We start from the raw sequence: 12544 nt of genomic DNA on the forward strand, positions 1-12544 counted from the left end.
CGAGGAGCCGGTCCGGTGCCGTCACGCTGGGCGACTGCGCCACGATAACGACCTCAGCCGAGGTCGACGACCACGGGGGCGTGGTCGCTGGCGCCCTTGCCCTTGCGCTCCTCGCGGTCGATGAAGGCACCCTCGACGCGCGCGGCCAGCGCGGGGGAGCCGAGCACGAAGTCGATGCGCATGCCGCGCTTCTTCGGGAACGCGAGCTGCTGGTAGTCCCAGTACGTGTAGGTGCCGGGGCCGGGGGCGTGCGGGCGGACGACGTCGCTGAAGCCGGTGTCGACGAAGCTCGCGAACGCGGCACGCTCGGGTGCCGACACGTGGGTCTTGCCGTCGAAGGCCGCCATGTCCCAGACGTCGTCGTCCTGGGGGGCGATGTTCCAGTCGCCGGTGAGCGCGATCTGCGCGTCGGGGTCGGCGGCCAGCCAGCCTGCGGCGTCGGCGCGAAGGCGGTCGAGCCACTCGAGCTTGTAGGTGAAGTGCTCGTGCTCGAGGTCGCGGCCGTTGGGGACGTAGAGGCTCCACATCCGCACACCGCCGCACGTGGCGCCCACGGCGCGCGGCTCGACCACCGCGGGGTCGCCGAACGTCGGCTGGTCGGCGAAGGAGGTGGCCACGTCCTCGAGGCCCACCCGCGACAGCAGCGCCACGCCGTTCCACTGGTTGAGGCCCACGTGCACGTACTCGTAGCCCATCGAGCTGAGCTCGAGCGCGGGGAACTGGTCCTCGCGGCACTTGGTCTCCTGGATGGCCAGCACGTCGACGTCGTGCCGTTCCAGGAAGGCCGTCACGCGGTCGACGCGGCTGCGGATCGAGTTGACGTTCCAGGTGGCGATGCGCACGTCCCCGAACCTACCAACGTCGCTCCAGTCCCTCCGTTTCGGACACCTCCGGGGCATCTCGACCGGACGTGGTGCCCCGGAGGTGTCCGAAATGGAAGGACTAGTCGAGGTCGTTGCGCTCGAGGCGGGAGGTGTCGGCGACGCCCGTGCGGAAGGCGGCGCGCGCCACCATGTGCGCCGAGACGGGTGCGGTCAACAGCTGGAAGAGGGCGACGAGCCCGATGATGGCGAGGGCGCCGGGGTCGCGGATGCGCAGGGCCAGGCCGGCCAGCACCAGGAGCAGGCCGAGGGTCTGCGGCTTGGTGGCTGCGTGCATGCGGGTGAGCACGTCGGGGAAGCGCACCAGGCCGATGGCGGCGATGAGCGCGAGCGCGCTGCCGACGAGCAGCAGGGCTCCGGACACGATGTCGACGATCAGGGACGTGGTCATGGGTCCTCCGGGGGTGCGTCGATGTCGCGTGCGGCGAACCGCGCGATGCTGACCGAGCCGAGGAAGCCCACGAGCGCCAGGGCCAGCAGCACGGGGGCGGTGTCGACGTGACCGCTGATGGCGGCCTCGACCCCCACGGCGGACAGGCAGGCGGCGACGAAGACGTCTGCGGCAACGGTGCGGTCGAGCATCGTCGGGCCGCGCACGATCCGGACGAGGCACAGCACGCCGGTGACGACCAGCATGGTGGCGCAGGCGACGGCGACGGGGATCACGAGGCGGCCTCCTGCACGGTGCGGCGGTAGGCGTCGCGCTCGTCACGGGGGGCCCACGCCTCGACGACGCGACGCTCCTGCTCGTGGACCGCGGCGATGGCCCGCTCGATGCGCTCGGGGGAGCGGGCGTCGAGCACGTGGATGTAGAGCGCCGGCGCCTCCGGGTCGAGCTCGACGAGCAACGAGCCCGGGACCAGGGAGACCAGCTCGGCCGTGGCGGTGAGCAGCAGCTCCGAGCGGGTCACCAGCGGCACGCGCACGACCGCGCTCGGCGGCGGTGCGGACGGACGGACGGCGAGCCAGGCCACCTGCACCGACGCGCGCAGCATGTCGGCGGCGAACCGGAGGACCAGGGTGGTCGTCGGCCACGGTCGCAGCGTCCAGCGCCAGGGTGCCCGCGGGAAGGGGAAGAGCAGCAGCACCAGGACCGACGTGATGAGGCCGCCGAGCACGAGCGTGGGCGTGACGGAGCCCCAGAGCAGGAGCCAGACGACGGTGAGGCCGAGGACGACCCGCCAGCGGGGCATCAGCCGCCACCTCCCAGGACCGCCGTGATGTAGGGGGTGCGCTGCAGCAGCTCGACGGCAGCGGCGTCGGTGACGCCGAACAACGGCCCGGCGAGCACGGTGAGCGCCACGGAGGCGACGACGAGCGCGAGCGTCGGCAGTCCCATGCCGAGGGGGAGCCGCTGCTCCTCGGCCAGGCGCTGCCAGGCCGACGTCGCCTGGAAGCGGGTGTTCACGTCGCCGCCCCCGTGCATCGCACCGTGCGACCACACGTCGGAGCCGTCGTCGACCACGGACTGGGCCAGGTCGTCGTCGACCGGCTGCCAGAAGGCGCGGTTCCAGACCTTGGCGATGGCGTAGAGCGTGAGGAGGCTGACCGCGACGCTGGCCACCACGGCCGTGACCGCGAGCCAGTCGCCCGCCTCGATGCCGGCGCGTCCGAGCGCGACCTTGCCGAGGAATCCCGAGAAGGGTGGGATGCCGGCCAGGTTCATCGCCGGCACGAAGAAGGCGACGGCCAGGATCGGCGCCGACCGTGCCAGCCCACCGAGCCGGTCGAGGTTGGTGGTGCCGGTGCGGTACTCGATCAGTCCGGCCAGCAGGAAGAGCGCCGTCTGCACGGTGATGTGGTGCGCGATGTAGTAGACCGCGCCCGACAGCGCCAGCTCCGTGCCGAGCGCGACGCCGAGCAGCATGTAGCCGATGTGGCTGACGAGCGTGAACGACAGGATGCGCTTGATGTCGGTCTGCGCGACCGCGCCCAGGATGCCCACCACCATCGTGAGGATCGCTGCCGTCAGCAGCAGGGGTCTCATCGAGTCGTCGGGGAACAGCAGGGTCTGGGTGCGCACGATCGCGTACACGCCGACCTTGGTGAGCAGTCCGGCGAACACGGCGGTGACCGGGGCGGGCGCGGTGGGGTAGGAGTCCGGCAGCCAGGCCGACAGCGGGAACACCGCGGCCTTGATGCAGAACACCGTGAGCAGCAGCAGCTGCAGCATGTGGGCGACCGCCGGGTCCAGCTCACCGAGCCGCTGCGAGAGCTGCGCGAAGTTCACCGTGCCGGTCGCGGCGTACACGCACGCGATGGCGATGAGGAAGACGACCGACGACAGCAGGCTGACGACGATGTACACGGTGCCCGCCCGGATGCGCGCCTCCGTGCCGCCCAGCGTGATGAGCACGTAGCTGGCGGCCAGCAGCACCTCGAAGCCGACGAACAGGTTGAACAGGTCGGCCGAGAGGAACGCGTTGGAGACGCCCGCGCTCAGCACCAGGTAGGTGGGGTGGAACACCGAGAGCGGGGTGTCGCGCCCGTACTCGACGATGCCCTGGCCGAAGGAGTACAGCAGCACGGCGAGGGTGACGACCGACGAGACCAGCAGCATGAGCGCCGAGAGCCGGTCCGCGACCAGCGTGATCCCGATCTCCGGTCCCCAGCCGGCCAGCGTGAGCGCCTGGGGCCCCTGCGTGTCGGCGCGCACCAGCAGGGTGGCGGCGGTGGCGACGACGGACGCGAGCACCGCGACGCTGACGATCCGCTGGGCGCGGGCGGAGCGGCCGAGCACGAGGCAGAGGCCGGCGCCGAGCAGGGGGAGCAGCACGGGCAGGACGACGAGCTGGGTCACGAGTCGGCCCCTTCCTCGTCGGGGACGCTGGTCTCGGGCTCGTCGAACGTCCCGGACGTCTCGTCGGCCTCGGCCCGACGGCGCACGAGGTCGTCCTCCACGTCGTCCTTCACGTCGTCGCTGCCGGACAGCTGCCAGGAGCGGTAGGCGAGGGCCAGGCCGAACGCGCTGACGCCGAGGGTGATGACGATGGCGGTCAGGGCCATCGCCTGGGGGAGGGGGTCGGTGATGTCCTCGCGGCCGACGATCGGCGGCGCCCCGCTCGGTCCGGAGGCCACGAGGAACAGCAGGTTCACGCCGTTGCCGACCATGACGAACCCGACGAGGATCCGGCTCAGGCTGCGCTCGAGCATGAGCGTCGTGCCGCAGCCGACCAGGACGGCGATCGCGATCACGAGGGCGAGATCGACACTCATGTCGTCACCCCCGTGGGAAGGGCATGGTACGGGCGCGCCGACATGAGGAGCCCTCGGTTCGCTCGCTGGCGCTCGCTCATGCCTTCGCCCCCTTCGCGTCGTCGCTCGTGCACTCCTCGGAGAGCCCGGAGTCGGTGTGGCCCTGCTCGCCGTGCCGGTCGATGCCACCGCCGAGGCTGCGCAGCACGTCGAGCGCGAGCCCGATGACGACGAGGTAGACGCCGACGTCGAAGGCCACCGAGGTGACCACGTGGACGTCGCCGAGGAGCGGGACGGGGATGTCGAAGACACCGCTCTGGAAGGTGTTGGCACCCACGAGCAGTGGCACGAGCCCGGACAGGGCGGCGATGGCCAGGCCCGAGCCGAGCACGACGCCGGCGTCGACGGGCGCGGCGGCGTCGAGCTCGCGCCGACCGCCGGCGAGGTAGCGCACGGCGAGCGCCAGCCCTGCGACGAGCCCGCCTGCGAACCCGCCGCCGGGCGTGTAGTGGCCGGTGAACATGAGGTACACCGAGAAGATCATCAGCACGGGGAACACCGCGCGCGCCACGACCTCGAAGACGACGGAGCGGCGCTCGATGTCGAGGGAGGCCGCGCCGGGCAGCCAGTCCTCGCGCTCGTCCGTGGCGCTGGGGCGCGCCCGACGGGTCTCGCGGTGGGACTGGGCCCGGTCGGTGATGAGGAAGATGAGGCTCGCGATGCCGGTGGCGGCCACGACGAGCACGGCCAGCTCGCCGAAGGTGTCCCACACGCGGATGTCGACGAGCGTGATGTTGACGATGTTCTCGCCGCCGCCGAAGTCGTAGGCCGGACCCTCGAACGCCCGCCCGACCGGCGACGCGGTGCGGGCGTTCGCCGCGACCACGGCGTACGCGGCCACGGCCAGGCCGGCCGTGGCGCCGATCGCGATGCGCACCCGGCGGGCCGCGGTGAACGGCCGGTCGGAGAAGAACGGCGTGAAGCGGCGCAGCACCAGCACGAAGGTGACCAGCGCGAAGGTCTCCACGAGGACCTGGGTGAGCGCGAGGTCGGGGGCGCCGTGCAGCACGAACAGCAGGGCCGTGCCGTAGCCGGTGACGCCGAGCATCAGCACGGCACGGAGGCGTCGGCGGGAGCGGACGGTGAGCAGCGCGGCGCCACAGACGAGGGCCGCCGTGGCGATGCGTAGCGCGTCGTCGGGCTCGAAGGCACCGCCGTCGCCGACGGAGATCGACGGTGAGCCCCACGCCCTGATGGCGGCGCTGCCGGGGAGGAGCACGAGCACCACGAGCACGACACCCAGGTAGACCGGGAGAGAGCCGCGCTGCGTGAAGCCCGTGACCTCGACGCTCGCGCGGTCGACGCCGCGCACGACCGCGTGGTAGCTGCGCTCGGCGTCGGGCAGGTGCAGCCGACGCACGAGCGTCTCCTGCAGGTGCGCGACGGGTCGGCGGAGCAGCCAGAGGGCGATGCCGCCGACGACGGCGGCGACCGACAGCCACAGCGCCGGGGTGAACCCGTGCCAGAGGGTCAGGACGGGCTCGTGGGCGCCGGCGCCGAACGCCTCGGCGTAGGACTCGATCCGCGGCGTCAGGAGGGGACCGGCCACGCCGCCGGCGACCGTGAGGACGGACAAGATCACGGGAGATGCCTGGAACCAGGGTCCCGGTGCCGCGACGTCGGTGGGGGCGACGTCCTTGGTGCCGAACGTGCCCCACACGAAGCGTGCCGTGTACGCCACCGTGAGGACCGACCCGACCACCAGTCCCACGAGCGAGACCGTGCCCCAGACGCCGATGCCCGCGTCCTCGCCGAGGTCGACGAACGCCGCGAGCGCGGCCTCCTTCGCCGTGAACCCGAGCAGCGGGGGCAGCCCGGCCATCGACGCCGCGGCCACGAGCGTGACGACGAACAGGACGGGCATGGAACGGGCGAGTCCGCTGAGCTCGCGCAGGTCGCGCGTGCCGGTGCTGCGGTCGACGATGCCGACCACGAGGAAGAGGGTGGACTTGAACAGCGCGTGCCCGAGCACGAGCGAGAGACCGGCGAACGCGGCCGACCGGGTGCCGGCCCCGGCCACCGCGACCAGGAAGCCGAGCTGGCTCACGGTGCCGTAGGCGAGCAGCAGCTTGACGTCGTGCTGGCGCAGGGCGCGCAGCCCGCCGATGATCATCGTCATGATGCCGAGGGTGAGCAGCACGGGCCGCCAGCCGGGGGTGTCGGCGAACGCGGGGGCCAGGAGCAGCACCAGGAACACGCCGGCCTTCACCATGGCCGCCGCGTGGAGGTAGGCGCTCACCGGCGTGGGCGCCGCCATGGCTCCCGGGAGCCAGAAGTGGAACGGGACGAGTGCCGACTTGCTGAGCGCGCCGACGAGCAGCAGCGCCACCGCGGCCGTGACGGCCGGGCCCGACGGCGGGTCGGCGACGATCTCGCTGAGCCGAGCCGTCCCGGTCTGGGCGTGCAGCACGAACAGGCCCATGAGCATGGCAAGCCCGCCGAACGTGGTCACGAGCAGCGCGTTCATGGCCGCCCGGCGGTTGGCCCGGCGCTCGGGGTTGTGCCCGATCAGCAGGTACGACAGCACCGTCGTGAGCTCCCAGAACACGAACAGCACGTACATGTTGTCGGACAGGACCAGTCCGAGCATCGACCCGGCGAAGGCGGTGAGCACGCCGGAGAACCGCCAGATCTCGGGATCGCCCTGGCGGAAGTACCAGCCGCAGTAGAGCAGCACCAGTGCACCGACGCCCGTGACCACCAGTGACATCAGTGCCGTGAGGGGGTCGATCAGCAGGTCGACGTCGACACCGAGCGAGGGGATCCAGCTCCAGCGCTCGACGATCGGGTCGCTCGTGCCCGAGCTCACGTCGAGCGCCCGTGGCAGCAGGTACGCGAAGGACGCGGCCGGAACGAGGGCCAGCACGACGAAGGCGCGACGGTCGAGGAACCTGACCAGGAGAGGGGCTCCCGCTGCGGCGACGAGGTGCAGCGCGAGGAGCCCGATCATTCTGACCCCACCCTATCGGGAGGTCCCGCATGGCGGCACGCCGTACCGTGGCCCCATGATCGACTGGGGCGTCGCGCAGGGCACGGCGACGAAGCTGTCACGTCCGGGGCCCGACCTGTCGCCGGCGGAGGCCGACGACGTCGTCGGCGAGCTGCGGGAGGCGGCGGCCCGGTCCACCGGCCCGGTCCGCGAGTTCTCCGACCTCCACGCACCCGACACCGTCCAGGCGCAGGCGCCGGTGCTCGTGGTCGACCGGCCTCGATGGATCGAGGCAAACCTCGGCACCTTCGAGGTGCTCATGGACCCGGTCGTGGCCCGCATCGAGGCGGGGCGGCCGCGCAGCGGTCTGGCCCACGCCGTCGGCAGCCGGGTGAGCGGTGCCGAGATCGGCGGACTGGTGGCACTGCTGTCGGGCAAGGTGCTGGGCCAGTTCGACCCGTTCTGGACCGGGCCGCGCGGCGAGGGCGGCCGGCTGCTGCTCGTCGCGCCGAACATCGTCCACGTGGAGCGCACGCTCGACGTCGATCCGCACGACTTCCGGCTGTGGGTGTGCCTGCACGAGGAGACCCACCGGGTGCAGTTCACGGCCGTGCCGTGGATGCGCGACCACCTCCGCGGCCTGATCGACGAGCTGACCGCCGCCACGGACCTCGACTCCGAGGCCGTGCAGCGCTTCCTCACCGAGGGCGTGGGCGAGCTGGTCAAGGTCCTGCGGGGCACCTCCGACGCCTCTCTCGCCGAGCTGTTCCAGAACGAGCGGCAGAAGGCCGTCGTCGACCGGATCACCGGCGTCATGTCGCTGCTCGAGGGCCACGCCGACGTCGTCATGGACGGCGTGGGGCCCGACGTGATCCCGTCGGTGGCCACGATCCGCAAGCGGTTCGACCAGCGACGGCAGGGCGGCGGCGGGCTCGACCGGGTGCTGCGGCGTCTGCTGGGCCTGGAGTCCAAGATGCGCCAGTACCGCGACGGCGCCGTGTTCGTCCGCGAGGTCAACGAGAAGGTCGGGCTGTCGGGCTTCAACGCGGTGTGGGAACGGCCGGAGAACCTGCCCGACCGGGCCGAGATCCTCGACCCCGCCGCCTGGGTGGCGCGGGTGCACGGCTGAGCGACGGGCCGGGAGCCGCGGCGTGAGGCTGCTCGACGCGGAAGCGCGTGGTCGAGCGGGCGTGCGCGACGCCCTCGCCGACGTCGCACCGGACGCACCGGTGGTGCTCGGCGTCTCCGGCGGGGCCGACTCGCTCGCGCTGGCGGTCTGCGCCGCGTTCGTGGCCGACCGTGACGACCGAAGCGCGCGCGTCGTGGTGGTCGACCACGGTCTCCAGGACGGGTCGGACGCGGTGGCGGCCCGCGCGGTCGAGCAGGTGCGCTCGCTCGGCCTGCCCGGCGGCGCGGTCCGTGTGCAGGTGGGGACCGTCGGCGGGCCCGAGGCCGCAGCGCGTGCGGCACGCCGGGCGGCCCTGCTCGAGGCCGCGGGTGGCGAAGGCGTGGTGCTGCTGGCGCACACCCTGGACGACCAGGCCGAGACCGTGCTGCTCGGACTGGGCCGGGGCTCGGGGCCGCGCTCGCTCGCCGGCATGGCAGCGCGCGACGGGCGCTGGCGTCGGCCGTTCCTCGGTCTGCGCCGGTCCGACACCGAGGCGGTGTGCCGCGCCCACGACCTGGTCTGGTGGACCGACCCGCACAACGCCGACCCCGCCTACCGTCGTGCCAGGCTCCGGCACGAGGTGCTTCCCCTGCTCGACGACGTGCTGGGCTCGGGGGTGCCGGAGGCGCTCGCCCGCACCGCCGACCAGCTGCGTCACGACACGACGCTGCTCGACGAGCTGGCGGGCCAGGTCGAGGACGCCGCCGATGTCGCGACGCTCGTGGCTCTCCCGCCTGCGCTGCGGTCCCGGGTGCTCCGCCGACTCGCGCTCGAGGCCGGCGCCGTCCCCGGGGAGCTCGGTTCGGTCCACCTCGCCGCGCTCGACCGTCTCGTCACCGACTGGCACGGCCAGGACCGGGTCGAGCTGCCCGGTCACGTCGCGCTGACGCGGACGGCAGGCCGGCTCCACCGGATCGGCGGCGGTCCCTGATCCGATCGGGGCGGTCCTCGTCCGTGCCGAGGGGTGCTGTGGCAGGCTGAGTCCGTGGACATCCAGCACGTCGAGTCCGACCTCGACCTCGACCAGACCCTGTTCACCGAGGAGCAGATCGTCGCGCGGCTGCGCGAGATCGCGCGCCAGGTCGAGACGGACTACGCCGGTCGCGACCTGCTCCTGGTCGGCGTGCTCAAGGGCGCCGTCATGGTGATGGCCGACCTCGCGCGCAGCTTCGACCGCCACGTCGAGATGGACTGGATGGCGGTCTCGTCCTACGGCTCCGGCACCACGTCGTCCGGCGTGGTCCGCATCCTCAAGGACCTCGACACCGACATCTCGGGCCGTGACGTCCTCATCGTCGAGGACATCATCGACACCGGCCTGACGCTGTCGTGGCTCGTGACCAACCTGCGTTCCCGCGGTCCGGCCTCGGTCGAGATCGCCACGCTCCTGCGCAAGCCCGACGCGCTGCAGATGGACGTCGACGTGAAGTACGTCGGCTTCGACATCCCCAACGCGTTCGTCGTGGGCTACGGCCTGGACTACTCCGAGCAGTACCGCAACCTGCGCAGCATCGGGACGCTGGCGCCCCACGTGTACTCCTGAGAGCACGTCCCGATCCAGCGGGAACGTCACGGTTCGCGTGAGCGTTCTGCCAGTACGGGATCGGCAGGTCGGACTTCGTCCTGACGTGTACGGTTCCTGTGTCGGCGGCGAGGGCCGCCGACCGAGCACACGAGGAGGAGTGGGCCCCGCCGGCCCGTGTCCATGAACGCCAAGCGCCTGTTCCGCGGTCCCTGGGTCTGGATCGTCCTCATCCTCGTCCTCGTCGTCGTCACCCTCCAGTTCTCCGGGCGGGCCGACGGCTTCAAGGAGGTCCGCACGGCCACCATGGTCGGCTACCTCGACGACGGCACGATCTCGGAGATGACCTTCGTCGAGGGTGACCAGGAGATCCAGGCGACCCTCGACGACGGCACCAAGGTGCGCGCGAAGTTCCTCGCCGGCCAGGGCGACCGCCTCGTCGAGAAGGCCGAGGCCGAGGTCGTCGACAAGAAGCTCAAGACCTTCGACGTCAAGGTCCCCACCACCGGGTTCCTCACCTACCTCGCCAGCTCGATCCTGCCGATCCTGCTCCTGGTCGGTCTCTTCCTGTTCATCATGACCCGCTTCCAGGGCGGCGGCGGTGGCGTCATGAAGTTCGCCAAGTCGCGCGCGAAGCTCATCACGAAGGACACCCCGCAGACCACCTTCGCCGACGTCGCGGGCTGCGACGAGGCCATCGAGGAGCTCGGCGAGATCAAGGAGTTCCTGTCGGAGCCGGCCAAGTTCCAGGCCGTCGGCGCCAAGATCCCCAAGGGCGTGCTGCTCTACGGCCCGCCCGGCACCGGCAAGACGCTGCTGGCCCGCGCCGTGGCCGGCGAGGCCGGCGTGCCGTTCTACTCCATCTCCGGCTCCGACTTCGTCGAGATGTTCGTGGGCGTGGGCGCCAGCCGCGTGCGCGACCTGTTCGAGCAGGCCAAGGAGAACGCCCCGGCGATCGTCTTCATCGACGAGATCGACGCGGTCGGCCGCCACCGCGGCACCGGCATGGGCGGCGGCCACGACGAGCGCGAGCAGACCCTCAACCAGCTGCTCGTCGAGATGGACGGCTTCGACGTGCGCGGCGGCGTCATCCTGATCGCGGCCACCAACCGGCCCGACGTGCTCGACCCCGCCCTGCTGCGTCCCGGCCGCTTCGACCGCCAGATCGGCGTGGAGGCCCCCGACCTCAAGGGCCGCGAGACGATCCTCAAGGTGCACGCCCGCGGCAAGCCGATCGGCCCCGACGTCGACCTCGAGAGCGTGGCCCGACGTACCCCCGGCTTCAGCGGCGCCGACCTCGCCAACGTGCTCAACGAGGCCGCCCTGCTCACGGCGCGCAACAGCGACAAGGTCATCACCGACGCCACGCTCGACGAGGCCATCGACCGCGTCATGGCCGGTCCGCAGAAGCGCACGCGCTTGATGAACGAGAAGGAGCGGCTGGTCACGGCCTACCACGAGGGCGGACACGCCCTGGTGGCCGCGGCGCTCCCGCAGAGCGACCCGGTGCACAAGATCACGATCCTGCCCCGTGGCCGCGCCCTCGGCTACACGATGGTCCTGCCCGACGAGGACAAGTACAGCCAGACGCGCGCGGAGCTGCAGGACAAGCTGGCGTACATGCTCGGTGGCCGCGCGGCGGAGGAGCTGGTCTTCCACGACCCGACCACCGGCGCGGGCAACGACATCGAGAAGGCCACGGGCCTGGCCCGGGCCATGGTCACCCAGTACGGCATGAGCGAGCGCGTGGGCGCCATCAAGCTGGGCAGCGACAACAGCCAGCCCTTCCTCGGTGGTGGCATGGGCATGGGCCACACCCGCGACTACTCCGAGCGGGTGGCCGCCGTGGTCGACGAGGAGGTCTCCTCGCTCATCGCCCACGCCCACCAGGAGGCGTTCGACATCCTCGCGGAGAACCGCGACGTGCTCGACTCCCTCGTCCTGGAGCTCATGGAGAGGGAGACCCTCGACAAGCGCGAGGTCGCCCGCATCTTCGAGCCGCTGCGCCGGCGCGAGGTGCGTCCGGCGTGGACCGGCTCGGACACGCGGCAGCCGTCGGACCAGCCCCCGGTCGAGGCGCCGGAGGCGGCACGGCTCAAGGAGCCCGAGACCGAGGGCATCGTCGTCGGTCCCGACACCGGCCCGGACGCACCGCCGCCGGACGATCCCACCCCGCAGGGCCCGGTCGGGCCGGCGTGAGGACGAGGACAGCATGAGCGTCGACGTCGAGCGCGCCGCAGCGGCGGTGCGCGAGCTGCTGATCGCCGTCGGGGAGGACCCCGACCGTGACGGCCTGAAGGAGACCCCGGACCGCGTGGCCCGGTCGTACGCCGAGCTGCTGGCCGGTCTCGACCAGGACCCGCGCGAGGTCCTCACGGCCACGTTCGACGTCGGTCACGACGAGCTGGTGCTCGTGAAGGACATCGAGCTGTGGTCGATGTGCGAGCACCACCTGGTGCCGTTCACCGGGGTCGCGCACGTGGGCTACATCCCGCGATCCGACGGATTCGTCACCGGCCTGTCCAAGCTGGCCCGGCTCGTCGACGTCTTCGCCCGTCGGCCCCAGGTGCAGGAGCGGCTCACCACCCAGATCGCCGACGCCCTCACCGAGGTGCTGGAACCGCGCGGCGTGATCGTCGTGATCGAGGCCGAGCACCTGTGCATGACCATGCGCGGCGTCCGCAAGGGCGGCGCCCGGACGGTCACCAGCGCCGTGCGCGGACAGCTGCGCGACCCCGCCACCCGGGCCGAGGCGATGGGGCTCATCACGAGCGGTGGCGCTCGGTGAC

General features: G+C 72.0%; 12 protein-coding genes. 5 read left to right on the top strand and 7 right to left on the bottom strand.

Annotated elements, in window-relative coordinates:
- Positions 1-53 precede the first annotated feature (53 nt).
- From ASF37_RS08735 to ASF37_RS08765, 7 genes are all read right to left on the bottom strand, one after another.
- Positions 54-842: an exodeoxyribonuclease III gene (locus ASF37_RS08735; RefSeq protein ID WP_055963828.1), complete on the bottom strand. Its 789-nt coding sequence runs from the start codon at positions 840-842 to the stop codon at positions 54-56.
- Positions 843-942: 100 nt separating this feature from the next.
- Positions 943-1272, bottom strand: a complete 330-nt coding sequence (gene mnhG / locus ASF37_RS08740) for a monovalent cation/H(+) antiporter subunit G (RefSeq protein WP_055963831.1) — start codon at positions 1270-1272, stop codon at positions 943-945.
- The gene (locus tag ASF37_RS08745; protein WP_200914374.1) at positions 1269-1547 is read right to left on the bottom strand and encodes a monovalent cation/H+ antiporter complex subunit F; all 279 of its coding nucleotides are present in this window, start codon (positions 1545-1547) and stop codon (positions 1269-1271) included. Before ASF37_RS08745 ends, mnhG begins: the two co-directional genes overlap by 4 nt.
- Positions 1544-2074, bottom strand: coding sequence for a Na+/H+ antiporter subunit E (locus ASF37_RS08750; protein WP_055963835.1), 531 nt, complete (start codon positions 2072-2074; stop codon positions 1544-1546). Before ASF37_RS08750 ends, ASF37_RS08745 begins: the two co-directional genes overlap by 4 nt.
- Positions 2074-3681 (bottom strand): Na+/H+ antiporter subunit D, encoded by a 1608-nt coding sequence (locus ASF37_RS08755; protein ID WP_055963838.1) that lies wholly within the window; start codon positions 3679-3681, stop codon positions 2074-2076. Before ASF37_RS08755 ends, ASF37_RS08750 begins: the two co-directional genes overlap by 1 nt.
- On the bottom strand, positions 3678-4097 hold the full coding sequence (locus tag ASF37_RS08760; protein ID WP_055963841.1) for a Na(+)/H(+) antiporter subunit C: 420 nt from the start codon (positions 4095-4097) through the stop codon (positions 3678-3680). Before ASF37_RS08760 ends, ASF37_RS08755 begins: the two co-directional genes overlap by 4 nt.
- A gap of 76 nt (positions 4098-4173) precedes the next feature.
- The gene (locus tag ASF37_RS08765; protein WP_056579908.1) at positions 4174-7086 is read right to left on the bottom strand and encodes a Na+/H+ antiporter subunit A; all 2913 of its coding nucleotides are present in this window, start codon (positions 7084-7086) and stop codon (positions 4174-4176) included.
- A gap of 55 nt (positions 7087-7141) precedes the next feature.
- On the opposite strand from ASF37_RS08765, the gene ASF37_RS08770 reads away from it, so the two are divergent.
- The 5 genes from ASF37_RS08770 to folE all read left to right on the top strand — a co-directional run bounded on the left by ASF37_RS08770 (position 7142) and on the right by folE (position 12543).
- On the top strand, positions 7142-8194 hold the full coding sequence (locus ASF37_RS08770; RefSeq protein ID WP_056579910.1) for a zinc-dependent metalloprotease: 1053 nt from the start codon (positions 7142-7144) through the stop codon (positions 8192-8194).
- 22 nt (positions 8195-8216) lie between these two features.
- Entirely contained in the window at positions 8217-9164 is a 948-nt protein-coding gene (gene tilS / locus ASF37_RS08775; protein ID WP_056556079.1) for a tRNA lysidine(34) synthetase TilS, read from the top strand.
- Between the two features lie 60 nt (positions 9165-9224).
- A complete protein-coding gene (gene hpt / locus ASF37_RS08780; RefSeq protein WP_369797005.1) occupies positions 9225-9776 on the top strand; it encodes a hypoxanthine phosphoribosyltransferase in 552 nt (183 codons plus the stop codon).
- Positions 9777-9938: 162 nt separating this feature from the next.
- Complete coding sequence (gene ftsH, locus ASF37_RS08785; RefSeq protein ID WP_082495371.1) at positions 9939-11954, top strand: ATP-dependent zinc metalloprotease FtsH; 2016 nt, start codon at positions 9939-9941, stop codon at positions 11952-11954.
- Between the two features lie 13 nt (positions 11955-11967).
- Positions 11968-12543 (top strand): GTP cyclohydrolase I FolE, encoded by a 576-nt coding sequence (gene folE / locus ASF37_RS08790; protein WP_055963852.1) that lies wholly within the window; start codon positions 11968-11970, stop codon positions 12541-12543.
- The last annotated feature ends 1 nt before the right edge of the window (position 12544 follow it).

Origin of the sequence: Aeromicrobium sp. Leaf289 (assembly GCF_001423335.1) — a bacterium.
In the GTDB taxonomy this organism is placed as follows: domain Bacteria; phylum Actinomycetota; class Actinomycetes; order Propionibacteriales; family Nocardioidaceae; genus Aeromicrobium.